Here is a 16331-nt window from a genome sequence, read left to right as displayed (position 1 = left end):
ACTAGAAATTGAACATCTGGCGGTATGTCCGACCGTCGCGGATCAAGGAGATACGCCAGAACCGCGATCCTTCGTCGACGACGCGCTTGAGAGCCGCAGCGCTGTCGATCATGTTCCCATTCAATTCGACGATCGCATCGCCTGGCTGAAAGCCGTAGGCGGCTGCAACCGATTCCTTTTCAATACCGACCACGACCGCGCCACTCGATGGCGCGCCTTTCAGTTGCATCCGCTGTGACAACGCCGTCGTCAAATCAGCAATTTGCGCTCCGGCAAGCGGCTGCTCGCCAGCCAGTAAAATTGCGTTGGCCGACAGGTCTGGCGCACGCGCTGGCGTGCAGACGATCTGCATCTCTTTCCCATTCCGCAGAATCGTGAATTGGGCTTTCGTGCCGATCGGATGGGTTGCCAGCCGATAGCCAAGCGCGTCGGGATGCTCGATGGGCCGGCTATCCATTGCCAAAATTGCGTCGCCGGCCTCGATATCGCACTTCTCGGCGGGGCTGTTTTCGATCACATCGGCGACGAGCACGCCGCGTGGACGATCCAAACCCATCGCCTCGGCGATATCCTTTGTCACGGGAGAGAACGCCGCGCCCAGCCAGGGCCGTTCGAAGCGTGTTTCGCCAGCCTTGGCTGCGGCAAGAAAGGCCCGCACCATGTTGGCAGGAATGGAAAAGCCGATCCCGTTCGATCCGCCGGAGCGTGAATAGATTGCCGTATTGATACCAGCAAGATGGCCATCCATATCGACCAATGCGCCACCTGAATTGCCAGGGTTTATTGCTGCATCGGTCTGAATGAAGAAATTGAAGTCGGAAACGCCGACATGATTTCGGGCAAGCGCCGAAACGATGCCGCTTGTCACGGTCTGACCGACGCCAAACGGATTGCCAATGGCAAGGACAAGATCGCCGACCTCCATGGAGTCGCTATCGGCGAAGTCCAGAGCCGGCAGGTTGCTGCCGTCATCCACGCGGAGGATCGCCAGATCGACGCTCTCATCGCGCAGCACGATTTCCGCTTCGAGTTCGCGACCGTTATTCAGCGCGATGCGAACCTCGTCTGCGCCTTCGATAACATGGTTGTTTGTGACCACCAGACCCGATGGGTCCACGATAACGCCGGAGCCGAGTGAGGATGGTCTGCGCCTGGAGCGGCTGGGACTTCGGCGAAAAAACTGATCGAAAAAGGGATCGCCCTCAAAGGGCGAGCGCTGCGCGCGGGCCATTTGCGTTGCATAAACGTTGACCACCGCAGGTGCGGTTTCTCGAACCAAGGGCGCGAAGGACATCTTCATCTCGGAAGCGCTTGCCGGAACCTGTCGTTCAACCGCGACGCTCTCGCTGTCACCGCGCAATTGGTTCAGAAGTCCTTCAAGGGTTGCATTTGCGGCTGAAGCGCTGCCAGCAAAGCCGCCCCCAAGGCAGAGCATCAGAAAAATCCAAGCGGTGCGAATCATAGGCCTCATCCTCGTCTTCACGACAGTTTCCGATATGCGCCGAGCATGGTGAAGGGATGACATGCCATAGGAGACGAAAAAGGGACGGCCTTTCGACCGTCCCTCCTCATTCTTAACGATGCATGGAAGCTTATGCTTCCTCTGTTTCCGCCTCGGCTTCCGCTTCCATTCGCTCACGATCGGCCTTGCCCTTGGCGTCCTCGTCGCGATCGACGAATTCGATCACTGCCATCGGCGCATTGTCGCCGTGCCGGAAGCCGGCTTTCATGATGCGAAGATAGCCGCCATTGCGCTCTGAGTAGCGCGGTGCGACCTCATCGAAGAGGCGCTTGGCTGCAGCTTCGTCCTGGATCTGCGATGCCACCATCCGGCGGGCGTGCTGATCGCCTCGCTTGCCGAGTGTGACAAGTTTTTCGACGATCGGACGCAGATCCTTTGCCTTCGGCAGAGTGGTGACGATCTGCTCGTGAGTGATGAGCGATGCCGCCATGTTTGCGAACATCGCCTTGCGATGCTCGTGAGTGCGGTTGAATTTCCGGCCCCGGTTACCGTGACGCATGAGCCTGTTCCTTTCGTTTCAATCGAGAGGACGCGTTCGCGCCTCAGTATTGGTCTTCGTAGCGCTTGGCCAGTTCGTCGATGTTCTCCGGCGGCCAGTCCGGCACTTCCATGCCGAGGTGAAGGCCCATGGAGGCGAGAACTTCCTTGATCTCGTTCAGCGACTTGCGGCCGAAATTCGGCGTACGGAGCATCTCGGCTTCGGTCTTCTGAATGAGATCGCCAATGTAGACGATGTTGTCGTTCTTCAGGCAGTTCGCCGAGCGGACCGAAAGCTCCAGCTCGTCGACCTTCTTCAGAAGCGCCGGGTTGAAGGCCAGTTCGCTGGCCTGTTCCGTCGCGCTTTCACGCTGCGGCTCTTCGAAGTTGACGAAGATCGAAAGCTGATCCTGAAGAATGCGCGCCGCGTAGGCCACGCTGTCCTCACCGGAGATCGAACCGTCCGTCTCGATCGTCAGCGTCAGCTTGTCGTAGTCAAGCACCTGGCCTTCACGCGTGTTCTCCACCTTGTAGGAGACCTTGCGCACCGGCGAGAACAGCGCATCGACCAGAATAAGCCCAATGGGGCTGTCTTCGGAGCGGTTGCGGTCTGCGGGCTCGTAGCCCTTGCCGTTATCGACGGTGAATTCCATGCGCACTTCCGCATCGCGGTCGAGCGTACAGATCACGTGATCGGGATTGAGGATCTCGACATCGCCGACAGTCTGGATGTCGCCAGCGGTAACGGTTCCAGGTCCGGCCTTGCGCACGACCATGCGCTTGGGGCCTTCGCCGTCCATTTTGATGGCGATTTCCTTGATGTTCAAAATGATGTCCGTAACATCTTCACGGACGCCAGGAACGGATGAGAATTCGTGCAGAACGCCGTCGATCTGGACGGCCGTTACAGCCGCACCCCGCAGGGAGGAAAGCAGCACACGGCGCAGCGCATTGCCAAGCGTCAGGCCGAACCCGCGTTCAAGCGGCTCGGCAACCAGCGTCGTGACATTGCCCTTTTTGGACCCGACCTCGATCTTGTTCGGCTTGATCAGTTCCTGCCAATTTTTCTGGATCATTCGGTTTTCTTCCTTAGTGGGCCTACCACCATCCATTCGTGGCAGGCTGGGAGGAAACGGTCTTCGGCCGCCCGCGTCTTCCGCAAAGACGGCCAATGGCGGAAACGGATCAGACGCGCCGCTTTTTCTTGGCGCGAACACCGTTATGGGGGATCGGCGTCACATCACGGATCGACGTGATGGTGAAACCCGCCGCCTGCAATGCGCGAAGAGCCGACTCACGACCAGAGCCCGGGCCGCGAACTTCGACCTCAAGCGTGTTCATGCCGTGATCCATCGCCTTCTTGGCGCAATCTTCGGCAGCGATCTGAGCGGCGAACGGGGTCGATTTGCGCGACCCTTTGAAGCCCTGCGCACCGGCGCTCGACCAGGCAATCGTGTTGCCTTGTGCATCGGTGATGGTGATCATGGTGTTGTTGAACGTGGAGTTCACGTGGGCGACGCCCGACGAAATATTCTTGCGTTCGCGACGGCGCACGCGAGCGGCTTCTTTAGCCATTCCATTTCCTTTCAATCGATATCAACGCCGCCGTAATGCCGGCGGCTACACCAGATGTCCGCTGCTCCGCATCGACCGGCGCAACGGACGAATCCAATTACTTCTTCTTGCCTGCAATGGCCTTTGCCGGGCCTTTGCGGGTGCGGGCATTCGTGTGGGTGCGCTGGCCGCGAACCGGCAGGTTACGGCGGTGACGCAGACCGCGATAAGCGCCGAGATCCATCAGACGTTTGATGTTCATCGCTGTCTCACGACGAAGATCGCCTTCGACCTGATAGTCGCGATCGATCGTTTCACGAATCTGAAGCACTTCGGCGTCGGTCAGTTCGGCGACCCGACGCTCAGCGGGAATGCCCGCCTTCTCGACAATATCCTGTGCAAATTTTGCACCGATGCCGTGGATGTACTGAAGCGCGATCACGACGCGCTTGTTCGTCGGTATGTTGACGCCGGCAATACGGGCCATCTTTATCTCTCCATTTGGGCCGGCTCGCAGCCGGCGCATTGTTTCGACCCGCGTCCGGTGGAGGCCGGCCCTTGCAGGTTCCTGCCGCGGAAATGACGAAAGGCCCCGATGGGGCCCATCCAGTTCCTTTTCCGGGAGGACGAAGGGGCGGTAGCGGAGAAGACTGAACAAGTCAACCCCGCACCCATACTATCGTCGCCGACAAACAATATTGCCTGACGGTACCCTCTCTTAGCCGTCCAGCGCGGACTGGATGGCCATTGTGACCTCATCGATGTCTGCCATGCCGTCGACGGGCTGCAGCATACCTTTGGCGTGGTAGTAGCCGATCAGCGGCGCGGTTTCCTTGTAGTAGGCGCGCAAACGGGTTCGCATCGTTTCGGCATTGTCGTCCGCCCGACGCTTGAACTCGGTCGATCCGCAAACGTCGCAGACGCCTTTCTGCTGAGGCTGCTTTTCGGTGTCGTGATAGACCGCACCGCAATTGGCGCAGGTGAAACGTCCCGAAACGCGCTCGACGAGCGCATCGTCCTCGACGCGCAATTCGATGACGGCATCAAGCGGCATTTCCTTCTCATTCAACATCGCATCGACACGATCCGCCTGAGCCAGTGTTCTAGGATAGCCGTCAAGAATGAAACCGTTCTGGCAGTCGGCCTCGTCAAGCCGATCGGAAACGATCTGATTGACGATGTCATCGGATACCAGCTCGCCAGCATCCATGACAGCCTTGGCCCGCCTTCCGACTTCCGTGCCCTGCTGAACGGCAGCACGGAGCATGTCGCCCGTGGACAGCTGAGGGATGTCGTACAGTTTGATCAAACGCTGAGCCTGGGTTCCTTTGCCAGCGCCCGGCGGTCCCAGAAGAATTAATCTCATCGGCCCCTCTTGCCTCCCCGAAGCTTAGATTTCTTGATCAGGCCCTCATACTGATGAGCGATGAGGTGCCCCTGAACCTGCGCCACGGTATCGAGGGTCACAGACACGACGATCAGAAGCGAAGTCCCGCCGAGATAGAACGGAACGCCCGTCGCCGATATGAGAAATTCGGGTAATAGACAGATCACCACGAGATAGACAGCACCGATGAACGTGATGCGTGTCAGGACGTAATCGATATAATCCGCCGTCCGTTCGCCCGGGCGATAGCCGGGGATGAAGCCGGAATGTTTCTTGAGCTGGTCCGCGGTGTCCTTCGGATTGAATACGATTGCCGTGTAGAAGAACGCAAAGAACGCGATCATGAAGGCGTAGAGCGCCATATAGATCGGCTGGCCGTGACCGAGCGCGGCCAGGATCGGCGCCGCCCAGGATGGCATGGTCTCGCTATTGGCGAACCCAGCAAGTGTCGCCGGAAGAAGTAGCAGCGATGATGCGAAGATCGGCGGAATGACGCCAGCCGTGTTCAGCTTGAGCGGCAGATGCGACGTATCGCCCTGGAACATCCGATTGCCGACCTGGCGCTTTGGATACTGAATAAGAAGCCGCCGCTGCGCGCGTTCGAAAAAGACGATCACGGCGATGACGATCACCGCCAGCGCGATGATGGCCAGAATGATGCCGGTCGACAGGGCACCCGTGCGGCCGAGTTCCAGCGTGCCGCCAATGGCGCTGGGCAGACCCGCCACAATGCCGGAGAAGATGATGAGCGAGATGCCGTTGCCGATGCCGCGCGCGGTGATCTGTTCACCGAGCCACATCAGAAACATCGTGCCGCCAACCAGCGTCACCACAGTGGACAGCCGGAAGAACCAGCCCGGATCGATGACGATATTGTTGCCGCCCTCCAGGCCGACCGCGATTCCGTAAGCCTGGATCGTTCCCAGCAATACGGTGCCATAGCGCGTGTACTGGTTGATGATCTTGCGACCCTGTTCGCCTTCCTTTTTCAGCGCTTCGAGCGAGGGAATGACGCTCGTCATCAACTGCACGATAATGGAGGCCGAAATATACGGCATGATGCCGAGGGCGAAGATCGCCATTCGCTCCACCGCGCCGCCAGCAAACATGTTGAACATGCCGAGCACGCCACCGGACTGCTGCTGAAACGCCTGTGCGAACGCATCGGGATTGATGCCGGGCATCGGCACAAAGGTGCCGAAGCGATAGACAAGCAAAGCGCCAAGCGTGAACCATAGACGCTTTTTCAGGTCCTCAGCCTTGGCGAAGGCGGAAAAGTTGAGATTGGATGCGAGCTGTTCTGCTGCCGATGCCATGGAATTCCTCGGGTCGGAACCGGTGGCGGCATTGCGCCCGGCCGATCGAAAGACTGGCCCACCGGATGACGGAGACGTTTGCGGGGTCGGAAATAAGCCCCACGGCGCAATAGCGCAAGCTCAAGGACAAAACCGTCCTCAAAAAGCGAAAGGGCCGCTTCCTTTTTCGGAAGCGGCCCAGCCGAAATCTTTATTCGGCGGTCTTTTCCTTTGGTTCAAGGAGTTTGACCGAGCCGCCAGCCTTTTCGACTTTTTCAGCGGCGCTTTTTGTCGCGTAATTCACTTCGAGCGTAATGCCGTCTTTGATCTCGCCGTTGCCAAGAAGGCGAACGCCGTCTCGCTTGCGACGGACAACGCCGGCTTTCAAAAGAGCGTCGACATCGACCGTCGCGCCTTTTTCAAGCTTGCCGGCGTCGATAGCCTTCTGGATGCGCTCGACCGAGACTTCGTTGAACTTCTTGGCGAAGATATTGGTGAAGCCGCGCTTCGGCAGACGGCGGTAGATTGGCATCTGGCCGCCTTCGAAGCCGGCTACGGAGACACCCGAACGCGACTTCTGACCCTTGACGCCGCGGCCGCCGGTCTTGCCTTTGCCAGAACCGATACCGCGTCCAACGCGCGTACGATCCTTGACCGAGCCTTCCTTGGGAGAAAGTTCGTTGAGTTTCATTTTTCTATCCTCACTCTGCGTCCACGACGCGGACAAGGTGGGACACCTTGGCGATCATGCCGCGCACAGCCGGCGTATCTTCCAGTTCGCGACGGCGATGCATCTTGTTGAGACCGAGACCAGCAAGCGTTGCGCGCTGATCCTTCGAACGGCGGATCGGGCTACCGATCTGCTCGACGGTGATCTTGTCAGCCATGAGCTTCCTCCGTCACGCTGCTTTCTTCGGCGCGCGCTGTATCGATACGACGCGACTGAAGTTCGGCGTATTTAATGCCGCGGGCCGCAGCAACGTCCTTTGGATGCATCTGGTTCTTCAGCGCATCGAAGGTCGCGCGGATCATGTTGTACGGGTTCGAAGTGCCGAGCGATTTGGCAACCACATCGTGAATGCCAAGCGTCTCGAACACGGCGCGCATCGGACCGCCGGCGATGATACCGGTACCAGGCTTGGCGGTGCGCAGGACGACCTTGCCAGCGCCGTGGCGGCCCTTGACGTCATGGTGCAGCGTGCGGCCATCGCGAAGCGGCACAAAGATGAGATCGCGCTTGGCGCTCTCGGTCGCCTTGCGAATCGCCTCAGGCACTTCGCGGGCCTTGCCGTGGCCGAAGCCGACGCGGCCCTTCTGGTCGCCGACGACGACGAGAGCGGCAAAGCCGAAACGGCGACCGCCCTTCACGACTTTGGCGACGCGGTTGATGTGGACGAGCTTGTCGACGAACTCGCTATCGCGATCGTCACGATCGCGGCGGTCGTCCCTACGGTTCTGTGCCATGTTCCTATCCTTGTTCTTTTCCGGAAAACTGGCGGTTTGATTATTAAATGGATCGGCCGCCACTTCGTTGTCACGAAGCAGCGGCGGCCGGTCCATACAGCAATTTAGAAGGTGAGGCCACCCTCGCGGGCCGCTTCGGCGAGTGCCTTCACGCGGCCATGATAAATGTACGGACCACGATCAAAAACGACCTCGGTCACGCCTGCTTCCTTGGCACGTTCCGCGATCAGCTTGCCGACATTGGCAGCCGCATCGACGTTGGCGCCGGACGTGCTGCGCAGATCCTTGTCGAGCGTCGAAGCCGCAGCGAGCGTATGGCCTTTCACGTCGTCGATCACCTGGGCATAGATATTCTGGCCCGAGCGGTAGATCGAAAGGCGCGGGCGGCCATTGGCAACCTGGCGAAGCTTCTTGCGAACGCGGAAAGCGCGTTTCTGGACGGGAGTCTTGTGAGCCATGATCTTCCGTTCCTTACTTCTTCTTGCCTTCTTTGCGGACAATCCGCTCTTCGGCATATTTCACGCCCTTGCCTTTGTAAGGCTCCGGCGGACGGTATTCGCGAATCTTGGCGGCAGCCTCGCCGACAATCTGCTTGTCGATGCCTGACACAGTGATCTCGGTAGGCTTCGGCACAGCAATCGTCACGCCTTCCGGCGGCTCATAGACCACTTCGTGGCTGAAGCCGAGGGACAACTGGAGATCCTTGCCGCGCATAGCGGCACGATAGCCAACGCCATTAATTTCAAGCTTGCGCTCGAAACCGTTCTTCACACCTTCCATGATATTGGCAATCATGGTGCGGCTCATGCCCCATTTGGAGCGAGCGTCCTTGCTGTTGTCACGCGGCTCGATGGCGACAGCGCCATCTTCCATGGCAACAGACACTTCATCACCGAGCGTAAACTCAAGTTCGCCCTTCGGCCCCTTGGCCTTGACGGTCTGACCGTCGACGGTGGCTGTAACGCCATCCGGCACGGCGACCGGTTTTTTACCGATACGAGACATGATCGTATCCCTGTTCTATCGTTTCCGTTGGGCCCGGCTTAGAAGATCTGGCAGAGAACTTCTCCGCCGACATTCTGTTCACGAGCCGAGTGGTCCGCCAGCACGCCGCGAGGCGTGGACAGGATGGAAATGCCCAGGCCGTTGGCGACCTGTGGAATATTCTTCACCGAAGCATAGACGCGGCGGCCTGGCTTGCTCACCCGCTCAATCTTGCGGATGACCGGCTGGCCTTCGTAGTACTTCAGTTCGATCTCGATGTCGGAACGGCCGTTTTCGTATTCCGTGACAGCGTAGTCACGAATGTAGCCTTCTTCCTTCAGAACATCGAGAACGCGCGCCCGCAGTTTCGAGCCAGGCGTCGAGACGGAATTTTTCCGACGTAGGGTCGCATTGCGGATACGTGTCAGCATATCGCCGAGAGGATCATTCACAGACATGCCAATGCTCCCTTACCAGCTGGACTTCTTGAGGCCCGGAATCAGGCCGATGGAACCGAGATCGCGGAGCGCGATACGGCTCATGTTGAGCTTGCGGTAATAAGCGCGCGGACGACCGGTCACGCCGCAACGATTGCGGATACGGTTCTTGGCCGAATTGCGCGGAAGGGCCGCCAGCTGAAGCTGCGCCGAAAAGCGCTCGTCCAGCGGGGCCGACCGATCCATGATGATCTTCTTCAACGCGGCCCGCTTGTCGGCGTACTTCTTCGCCAGCGCGCGGCGCTTCTCGTTTTTCTCAACAGCAGAGACTTTTGCCATAAGAGGCTCCTTTTCGCTTGCCGTTACTGCCGGAAGGGGAAGTTGAAGCCACGCAACAGTTCGCGTGCCTCATCATCCGTCTTGGCGGTCGTGCAGACGATGATGTCCATGCCCCAGATCTGGTCGACTTTGTCGTAATTGATCTCGGGGAAGACGATATGCTCCTTCAGACCCATGGCGAAGTTGCCACGGCCATCGAAGCTCTTCGGATTCAGGCCGCGGAAGTCGCGAACGCGCGGCAGCGCGATCGTGATAAGACGGTCCAGAAATTCATACATGCGGTCACGGCGAAGGGTCACCTTGGCCCCAATCGGCATGCCTTCGCGGACCTTGAAGCCCGCGATGGAGTTGCGAGCACGCGTGATCACCGGCTTCTGACCGGAAATCATCGCCAGGTCTTCGGCGGCAACCGAAGGCTTCTTTGAATCGGCCGTCGCTTCGCCAACACCCATGTTCAGCACAATCTTCTCGAGACGAGGAACCTGGTGCGAATTGCTATAGCCGAACTGCTCGGTCATGAGACCGCGGATCGAGTCATCATACTGAGACTTCAGCCGCGGCGTGTAATTTGCCTCAGCCATCGATCACTTCTCCCGAACTTTTGGCAACACGGACCTTCTTGCCGTCGCGGACTTCGAAACCAACGCGTGTCGGCTTTCCATCCTTGTCGACGAGGGCCAGATTGGACAAATGGATCGCCGCTTCCTTCGTGACGATACCGGCTTCCTGCGTCTGAGTCTGACGCTGATGGCGCTTGATCATATTGATGCCGCGCACTTTCGCACGATCATCCTTCGGCATGACCTCGAGGACTTCGCCGGTACGGCCCTTGTCCTTGCCGGTCAACACCACGACCTTATCGCCTTTGCGAATCTTCTGCATGGTCCGTTCTCCTCAGAGCACTTCCGGAGCCAGCGAAATGATCTTCATATGGCTCTTTGCGCGAAGTTCGCGCGGAACCGGTCCGAAGATACGGGTGCCGACGGGCTCTTTTTTGTTGTCGACGAGAACGGCTGCGTTCTTGTCGAAGCGGATGACGCTGCCGTCAGCGCGACGGATGTCCTTGGCCGTGCGAACCACGACCGCTTTCATCACATCACCCTTTTTAACGCGGCCACGCGGAATGGCTTCCTTTACCGAGACGACAATGATGTCGCCAACGGAAGCGTATTTCCGCTTGGAGCCGCCCAGCACCTTGATGCACTGGACCCGGCGCGCGCCCGAATTATCGGCGACGTCGAGGTTAGTCTGCATCTGAATCATGACTGACCGCCTTCGAATTTCTCGGAAGCCGGGCAAAAGTGCCCTGCCCCCTTGCGATTGATATTCTCGTTAGGTGACCCGATGTCCGATCAGGCCGGCTGGCCGTCGGTGACGACGACCCAGTTCTTGTCCTTCGAAATCGGGCGGCTCTCCTGGATCAGCACGCGGTCTCCAACCTTGCAGGCATTGGACTCGTCGTGCGCCTTATACTTCTTGGTGGAGCGGACCGTTTTCTTGAACAATGGATGGGTGAAGCGGCGCTCGACGCGAACGACAACCGTCTTGTCGTTCTTGTCGGACACCACGGTGCCCTGAAGGATGCGCTTAGGCATATCTCTCAGCCCTTGTTTTCGGCCGCCTTCTGGCGGGCAATGGTTTTAATGCGGGCGATATCGCGGCGTACGATGCGCACACGATCGGTTTTTTCCAGCTGACCGCTGGCGGCCTGGAAGCGCAGGTTAAACTGCTCTTTCTTCAGCTCTGCCAGCTTGTCGTTCAGCTGGTCGGGGCTCATCGCCCGGACGTCGGCGGCTTTCATGGCCTTCCTTCCTCTTACTCGGCGATGCGCTGCACGAAGCGCGTCTTAACCGGCAGCTTGGCTGCACCAAGACGCAGCGCTTCACGTGCAATCTCTTCATTGACGCCGTCGATCTCGAACATGATCCGACCCGGCGAAACGCGGGCGGCCCAATAATCGACAGAACCCTTACCCTTACCCATGCGCACTTCCGTCGGCTTGGACGTAACCGGCAGGTCCGGGAAGATCCGGATCCACACACGGCCCTGGCGCTTCATGTGGCGGGTGATGGCACGGCGAGCGGCTTCGATCTGACGCGCGGTAACGCGCTCAGGCTCGGTCGCCTTAATGCCATAGGATCCGAAATTCAGCGCCGTGCCACCCTTGGCGCGGTTGCTGATACGGCCTTTGAACTGTTTACGATACTTCGTGCGCTTCGGCTGCAGCATCGGTGTTTACTCCAATCGTTCAGCGGGGCGCCGTTTAGGCGTTCTCGCGGCGGCGGCCACCGCCACCCTTGTTGTCACCTTCGGCAGCGCGACGCTCGGAAGCCATAGGATCGTGCTCAAGGATTTCACCCTTGAAGATCCAGACCTTCACGCCGCAAATGCCATAAGCGGTTTCTGCTTCGGCCGTGCCGTAATCGACATCGGCGCGCAGCGTATGAAGCGGCACGCGGCCTTCACGATACCATTCGGTCCGCGCGATTTCCGCACCGCCAAGACGTCCACCGCAATTGATACGGATACCCTGGGCGCCAAGCCGCATCGCGCTCTGAACAGCGCGCTTCATGGCGCGACGAAACGCAACACGGCGCTCCAACTGCTGCGCGATCGACTGAGCGACGAGCGTGGCGTCGACTTCCGGCTTGCGAACTTCGACGATGTTGAGGTGCACCTCGCTGTCGGTCATTTCCGAAAGCTTACGGCGCAGCTTCTCAATGTCTGCGCCCTTCTTGCCGATGATGAGGCCGGGACGCGCCGCATGAATGGTGATGCGGCACTTCTTGTGCGGGCGCTCGATCACGATCTTGGAGACGGCAGCCTGTTTCAGCTCCTTCTCCAGATAGGTACGGATCTTGATATCCTCATGCAGCAACTGGGCGTATTCGCCAGACGCAGCAAACCAGCGGCTGTCCCACGTCTTGTTGATGCCGAGGCGTAGCCCGACTGGATTGATCTTGTGACCCATCAGGCCGTCTCCTCTTCGACTTCGCGCACGACGATCGTCAGATGCGCGAAAGGCTTCTCAATCCGACTGGCGCGGCCACGGCCACGGGCATGAAAACGCTTCATGACGATCGACTTGCCGACAAAAGCTTCGGCAACGACCAGTGAATCGACGTCCAGATCGTGATTGTTCTCGGCGTTGGCGATGGCGCTTTCCAGCGTCTTCTTCACCGTGCCTGCAATGCGTTTACGCGAAAATTCGAGATCCGCAACCGCAGTCTGCGCCTTTTTGCCGCGAATCATGGCAGCAACAAGGTTGAGCTTCTGCGGGCTGACGCGAATGGTGCGCGTTACCGCCCTTGCCTCATTATCCGCAAGGCGGCGTGGGGCCTTAGCCTTACCCATGATTACTTCCTTCTCGCCTTCTTGTCGGCGCCGTGGCCGTAATAGGTCCGCGTCGGCGAAAATTCACCGAGCTTGTGGCCGACCATGTCTTCAGACACGGAGACCGGGATGTGCTTCTGGCCGTTATAGACGCCGAAGGTGAGGCCGACGAACTGCGGCAGGATCGTGGAGCGGCGGCTCCACGTCTTGATCACCTCGTTGCGGCCACCTTCACGAACCTTGTCGGCTTTCTTCAGGAGGTAGCCGTCGACGAACGGGCCTTTCCAGACTGAACGGGTCACTAGGCTGCCCTTCCTTTACTTCTTACGCGCATGGCGCGAACGCATGATGTATTTGTCGGTCTGCTTGTTGGACCGTGTGCGCTTGCCCTTGGTCGGCTTACCCCATGGGGTCACCGGATGACGACCGCCAGATGTGCGACCTTCACCACCACCATGGGGGTGGTCGACCGGGTTCATCACGACGCCGCGAACATGCGGTGTCTTACCGAGCCAGCGCTTGCGGCCAGCCTTGCCGAGATTGATGTTGGCGTGGTCCGGATTGGAGACCGCCCCGACCGTTGCCAGGCAAGCGCCATGAACGAGGCGCTGTTCGCCGGAGTTCAGCCGCAGGATCGCCATTCCGGCGTCACGGCCGACCAGCTGTGCATAGGCGCCGGCAGACCGTGCGATCTGACCACCCTTGCCAACCTTCATCTCCACATTGTGGACGATGGTGCCGACCGGCATACGCTCCAGCGGCATGGTGTTGCCCGGCTTGACATCGATTGCTCCGCCGGAAGCCATCACCTTATCGCCGGCAGCCAGACGCTGTGGGGCGAGAATGTAGGACAGCTCGCCGTCGTCATAGCGGATCAGCGCGATGAAGGCGGTGCGGTTCGGATCGTATTCCAGACGCTCCACCGTCGCTTCAACGTCGAACTTCCGACGCTTGAAATCGATGCGGCGGTAGGTCCGCTTGTGACCGCCACCTATGTAGCGAGCCGTGATCCGACCGTGATTGTTGCGGCCGCCGCTCTTGGTCAGGCCTTCGGTCAACGCCTTGACAGGCTTGCCCTTGTGCAGGCCAGACCGATCGACCAGCACCAATTGGCGCAGGCTCGGCGTAACCGGATTGAATGTCTTAAGTGCCATTGTCTATCCGTCCTTCCGGCTCGCTCTAGAGACCGCTCGTGACATCGATGGACTGACCGTCCTCAAGTGTCACGATGGCCTTCTTGACGTCGCTCTGACGGCCGATGCGACCGCGGAAGCGCTTGACCTTGCCCTTACGGACAAGCGTGTTCACACCTGTGACCTTCACACCGAACAGCGCTTCGACAGCTGCCTTGATTTCCGGCTTCGTCGCCGTTTTGGCGACATTGAAGACCACCTGGTTGTTTTCCGAAGCCATCGTCGATTTCTCGGTAATAACCGGGCTGACGATCACGTCGTAGTGGCTGAGATCGCTCATTTGAACCGCTCCTCAAGAGCTTCGACAGCAGCGCGGGAAAGCACGAGCTTTCCACGACGCAGAATGTCGTAAACATTGATGCCCTGAACCGGCAGCACATCCACATGCGGAATGTTGGAGGCTGCGCGGGCGAAACCCTGATCCACTTCCGAACCGCCGATGAAAAGCGCGTCGGAAATGCCGAGCTTGTCGAACGAGCCGAGCAGCGCCTTGGTCTTGGCTTCCGATACCTTCAACTCGTCAATGACGATCAGGCTATCGCTTTTGGCCTTGGCCGAGAGAGCGTGCTTCAGACCGAGCGCCCGAACCTTTTTCGGCAGATCGTGAGCATGGCTGCGCACGACCGGACCGTGAGCCTTGCCGCCGCCGCGGAACTGCGGGGCGCGGGCCGAAGAGTGACGGGCGCGGCCAGTACCCTTCTGACGATACATCTTGGCGCCCGTGCGCGATATCTCACTGCGCTGAAGCGCCTTGTGCGTGCCCTGCTGCTTCTTGGCGCGCTGCCAGCGGACGACGCGGTAAAGAATGTCGTCGCGCGGCTCAAGGCCGAAGATCGCATCGTCGAGCGAAATCGTGCCGGACTCGTCGCCGGCCATGGTGTTGACCTTAACGTCCATCATTCCGCTCCTTCAGTAGCCGGGGCTTCAGCCTCGGCTTCGGTTGCAGAACCGTTGCTGCGGATCGCAGCCGGCTTCGGCGCATTGTCGGGAAGAGTGCTCTTGACCGCGTCGCGCACTTCGATCCAGGCGCCCTTGGAGCCCGGAACGGCACCGCGAACCAGGATCAGGCCGCGATCGACATCGGTCGACACGATCTGCAGGTTCTGCGTCGTCACGCGGGTCTGTCCCATATGGCCGGCCATCTTCTTGTTCTTGAAGACCTTGCCCGGATCCTGACACTGACCGGTCGAGCCATGCGCACGGTGACTAATCGAGTTACCGTGCGTTGCACGACCACCGCCGAAATTGTGACGCTTCATAACGCCGGCAAAGCCCTTACCGATCGTGACGCCTGAGACGTCGACCATCTGTCCGGGCACGAAATGCTCGGCGGTGATCTCCGCGCCAATATCGATCATGTTGTCTTCGGAGACCCGGAATTCGCAAAGCTTGGCCTTCGGCTCGACGGAAGCCTGTGCGAACTGGCCACGCTGAGCCTTCGCGACATTCTTCACCTTGCGAAAGCCAACGCCAAGCTGCACGGCGCTATACCCGTTTCTATCGGCGGTGCGCTGCGCGACAACCTGACAATTCTCCATGCGGAGAACCGTCACCGGCACATGCTCGCCCGCCTCGTTATAGACACGGGTCATGCCCAGCTTCTGTGCAATGACACCTGAACGCATCGGTTCAATCCTTACATTCTCTCGCGAGCTAGTTTTCGTTCACTGTTCGCGGCTTCGTTTCAGAGGACTGTCACAAGACAGTCATGAAAGCTCCTTAGAGCTTGATCTCGACATCCACACCGGCGGCCAGATCGAGTTTCATCAGCGCATCGACGGTCTGGGGAGTCGGGTCGACAATGTCGAGAAGACGCTTATGCGTGCGCATCTCGAACTGCTCGCGGCTCTTCTTGTCGATGTGCGGACCACGGTTCACCGTGAATTTCTCAATCCGCGTCGGCAGCGGGATCGGCCCACGCACATTGGCGCCGGTCCGCTTGGCGGTCGAAACGATTTCGCGCGTCGACGTGTCCAGAATGCGGTGATCGAACGCCTTGAGGCGGATCCTGATGTTCTGTCCGTTCATGGAAGACAATCCTTATTCGCGGAGCAATGGGCGGTCTCCCGCCCATTGCCGGACGAGGGCTTACTCAGTGATTGCAGCGACGATGCCGGCGCCGACGGTGCGGCCGCCTTCACGGATGGCGAAGCGCAGCTTCTCTTCCATGGCGATCGGCACGATCAGTTCCACGTCCACCGTCACATTGTCGCCGGGCATCACCATCTCCGTGCCTTCCGGCAGCGTCACGATGCCCGTCACGTCCGTCGTGCGGAAATAGAACTGCGGACGGTAATTGGTGAAGAACGGCGTATGACGGCCACCCTCTTCCTTCGTCAGAATATA

28 protein-coding genes and 1 pseudogene are annotated in these 16331 nt (G+C 59.2%); all 29 read right to left on the bottom strand.

What is annotated here, in order from left to right; all coding sequences use genetic code 11:
- Position 1 precedes the first annotated feature (1 nt).
- On the bottom strand, positions 2-1462 hold the full coding sequence (locus NIM86_RS14890; RefSeq protein WP_253383299.1) for a DegQ family serine endoprotease: 1461 nt from the start codon (positions 1460-1462) through the stop codon (positions 2-4).
- A 130-nt stretch (positions 1463-1592) separates the two neighbouring features.
- Positions 1593-2021 carry a 50S ribosomal protein L17 gene (gene rplQ / locus NIM86_RS14885; protein WP_253383297.1) on the bottom strand — a complete coding sequence of 143 codons (429 nt, stop codon included), beginning with the start codon at positions 2019-2021 and terminating at the stop codon, positions 1593-1595.
- 43 nt (positions 2022-2064) lie between these two features.
- Entirely contained in the window at positions 2065-3075 is a 1011-nt protein-coding gene (locus tag NIM86_RS14880; RefSeq protein WP_253383295.1) for a DNA-directed RNA polymerase subunit alpha, read from the bottom strand.
- A 109-nt stretch (positions 3076-3184) separates the two neighbouring features.
- Positions 3185-3574, bottom strand: a complete 390-nt coding sequence (rpsK, locus tag NIM86_RS14875) for a 30S ribosomal protein S11 (RefSeq protein WP_121644789.1) — start codon at positions 3572-3574, stop codon at positions 3185-3187.
- 97 nt (positions 3575-3671) lie between these two features.
- Positions 3672-4040 carry a 30S ribosomal protein S13 gene (rpsM, locus tag NIM86_RS14870; RefSeq protein ID WP_094078381.1) on the bottom strand — a complete coding sequence of 123 codons (369 nt, stop codon included), beginning with the start codon at positions 4038-4040 and terminating at the stop codon, positions 3672-3674.
- A gap of 231 nt (positions 4041-4271) precedes the next feature.
- Positions 4272-4919 carry an adenylate kinase gene (locus NIM86_RS14865; protein WP_253383293.1) on the bottom strand — a complete coding sequence of 216 codons (648 nt, stop codon included), beginning with the start codon at positions 4917-4919 and terminating at the stop codon, positions 4272-4274.
- Positions 4916-6256, bottom strand: coding sequence for a preprotein translocase subunit SecY (secY, locus tag NIM86_RS14860; RefSeq protein WP_253383291.1), 1341 nt, complete (start codon positions 6254-6256; stop codon positions 4916-4918). Before secY ends, NIM86_RS14865 begins: the two co-directional genes overlap by 4 nt.
- A 190-nt stretch (positions 6257-6446) precedes the next feature.
- Positions 6447-6926 (bottom strand): 50S ribosomal protein L15, encoded by a 480-nt coding sequence (rplO, locus tag NIM86_RS14855; protein WP_253383290.1) that lies wholly within the window; start codon positions 6924-6926, stop codon positions 6447-6449.
- A gap of 10 nt (positions 6927-6936) precedes the next feature.
- Entirely contained in the window at positions 6937-7122 is a 186-nt protein-coding gene (rpmD, locus tag NIM86_RS14850; RefSeq protein ID WP_253383289.1) for a 50S ribosomal protein L30, read from the bottom strand.
- Positions 7115-7699 (bottom strand): 30S ribosomal protein S5, encoded by a 585-nt coding sequence (gene rpsE, locus NIM86_RS14845; protein WP_094078382.1) that lies wholly within the window; start codon positions 7697-7699, stop codon positions 7115-7117. The genes rpmD and rpsE overlap by 8 nt, the downstream gene beginning before the upstream one ends.
- Positions 7700-7803: 104 nt before the next feature.
- Positions 7804-8157, bottom strand: a complete 354-nt coding sequence (rplR, locus tag NIM86_RS14840) for a 50S ribosomal protein L18 (protein ID WP_253383288.1) — start codon at positions 8155-8157, stop codon at positions 7804-7806.
- 13 nt (positions 8158-8170) lie between these two features.
- A complete protein-coding gene (rplF, locus tag NIM86_RS14835; protein ID WP_253383287.1) occupies positions 8171-8704 on the bottom strand; it encodes a 50S ribosomal protein L6 in 534 nt (177 codons plus the stop codon).
- A gap of 38 nt (positions 8705-8742) precedes the next feature.
- The gene (rpsH, locus tag NIM86_RS14830; protein WP_253383286.1) at positions 8743-9141 is read right to left on the bottom strand and encodes a 30S ribosomal protein S8; all 399 of its coding nucleotides are present in this window, start codon (positions 9139-9141) and stop codon (positions 8743-8745) included.
- Positions 9142-9153: 12 nt separating this feature from the next.
- Positions 9154-9459, bottom strand: a complete 306-nt coding sequence (gene rpsN / locus NIM86_RS14825) for a 30S ribosomal protein S14 (protein ID WP_253383284.1) — start codon at positions 9457-9459, stop codon at positions 9154-9156.
- 23 nt (positions 9460-9482) lie between these two features.
- On the bottom strand, positions 9483-10040 hold the full coding sequence (rplE, locus tag NIM86_RS14820) for a 50S ribosomal protein L5 (RefSeq protein ID WP_253383282.1): 558 nt from the start codon (positions 10038-10040) through the stop codon (positions 9483-9485).
- Positions 10033-10341, bottom strand: coding sequence for a 50S ribosomal protein L24 (rplX, locus tag NIM86_RS14815; protein WP_253383281.1), 309 nt, complete (start codon positions 10339-10341; stop codon positions 10033-10035). The genes rplE and rplX overlap by 8 nt, the downstream gene beginning before the upstream one ends.
- Positions 10342-10353: 12 nt before the next feature.
- Positions 10354-10722 (bottom strand): 50S ribosomal protein L14, encoded by a 369-nt coding sequence (gene rplN, locus NIM86_RS14810; protein WP_094077927.1) that lies wholly within the window; start codon positions 10720-10722, stop codon positions 10354-10356.
- Between the two features lie 89 nt (positions 10723-10811).
- Positions 10812-11054 (bottom strand): 30S ribosomal protein S17, encoded by a 243-nt coding sequence (rpsQ, locus tag NIM86_RS14805; RefSeq protein ID WP_253383280.1) that lies wholly within the window; start codon positions 11052-11054, stop codon positions 10812-10814.
- Positions 11055-11059: 5 nt separating this feature from the next.
- Positions 11060-11260, bottom strand: coding sequence for a 50S ribosomal protein L29 (gene rpmC / locus NIM86_RS14800; RefSeq protein WP_139944482.1), 201 nt, complete (start codon positions 11258-11260; stop codon positions 11060-11062).
- A gap of 14 nt (positions 11261-11274) precedes the next feature.
- Positions 11275-11688 (bottom strand): 50S ribosomal protein L16, encoded by a 414-nt coding sequence (rplP, locus tag NIM86_RS14795; RefSeq protein WP_253383279.1) that lies wholly within the window; start codon positions 11686-11688, stop codon positions 11275-11277.
- Between the two features lie 34 nt (positions 11689-11722).
- Positions 11723-12430, bottom strand: coding sequence for a 30S ribosomal protein S3 (rpsC, locus tag NIM86_RS14790; RefSeq protein WP_094077931.1), 708 nt, complete (start codon positions 12428-12430; stop codon positions 11723-11725).
- Positions 12430-12813: a 50S ribosomal protein L22 gene (gene rplV / locus NIM86_RS14785; RefSeq protein ID WP_253383278.1), complete on the bottom strand. Its 384-nt coding sequence runs from the start codon at positions 12811-12813 to the stop codon at positions 12430-12432. Before rplV ends, rpsC begins: the two co-directional genes overlap by 1 nt.
- Positions 12814-12815: 2 nt before the next feature.
- A complete protein-coding gene (gene rpsS / locus NIM86_RS14780; RefSeq protein ID WP_094077933.1) occupies positions 12816-13094 on the bottom strand; it encodes a 30S ribosomal protein S19 in 279 nt (92 codons plus the stop codon).
- A 15-nt stretch (positions 13095-13109) separates the two neighbouring features.
- The gene (gene rplB / locus NIM86_RS14775; protein ID WP_253383276.1) at positions 13110-13946 is read right to left on the bottom strand and encodes a 50S ribosomal protein L2; all 837 of its coding nucleotides are present in this window, start codon (positions 13944-13946) and stop codon (positions 13110-13112) included.
- Positions 13947-13971: 25 nt separating this feature from the next.
- Entirely contained in the window at positions 13972-14265 is a 294-nt protein-coding gene (locus NIM86_RS14770) for a 50S ribosomal protein L23 (RefSeq protein WP_253383274.1), read from the bottom strand.
- Complete coding sequence (rplD, locus tag NIM86_RS14765; protein ID WP_253383481.1) at positions 14262-14882, bottom strand: 50S ribosomal protein L4; 621 nt, start codon at positions 14880-14882, stop codon at positions 14262-14264. The genes NIM86_RS14770 and rplD overlap by 4 nt, the downstream gene beginning before the upstream one ends.
- Positions 14882-15610 carry a 50S ribosomal protein L3 gene (rplC, locus tag NIM86_RS14760; RefSeq protein ID WP_253383272.1) on the bottom strand — a complete coding sequence of 243 codons (729 nt, stop codon included), beginning with the start codon at positions 15608-15610 and terminating at the stop codon, positions 14882-14884. The genes rplD and rplC overlap by 1 nt, the downstream gene beginning before the upstream one ends.
- Before the next feature lie 94 nt (positions 15611-15704).
- Positions 15705-16013, bottom strand: a complete 309-nt coding sequence (gene rpsJ, locus NIM86_RS14755; RefSeq protein WP_094078384.1) for a 30S ribosomal protein S10 — start codon at positions 16011-16013, stop codon at positions 15705-15707.
- 60 nt (positions 16014-16073) lie between these two features.
- A pseudogene (locus NIM86_RS14750) lies at positions 16074-16331 on the bottom strand (elongation factor Tu); the annotation flags it as partial.

Origin of the sequence: Notoacmeibacter sp. MSK16QG-6 (assembly GCF_024158145.1) — a bacterium.
Taxonomy (GTDB): domain Bacteria; phylum Pseudomonadota; class Alphaproteobacteria; order Rhizobiales; family Rhizobiaceae; genus Notoacmeibacter.
Note: the sequence above shows the minus strand (reverse complement) of the source record. Positions and strands in the feature narration are given on the sequence as shown.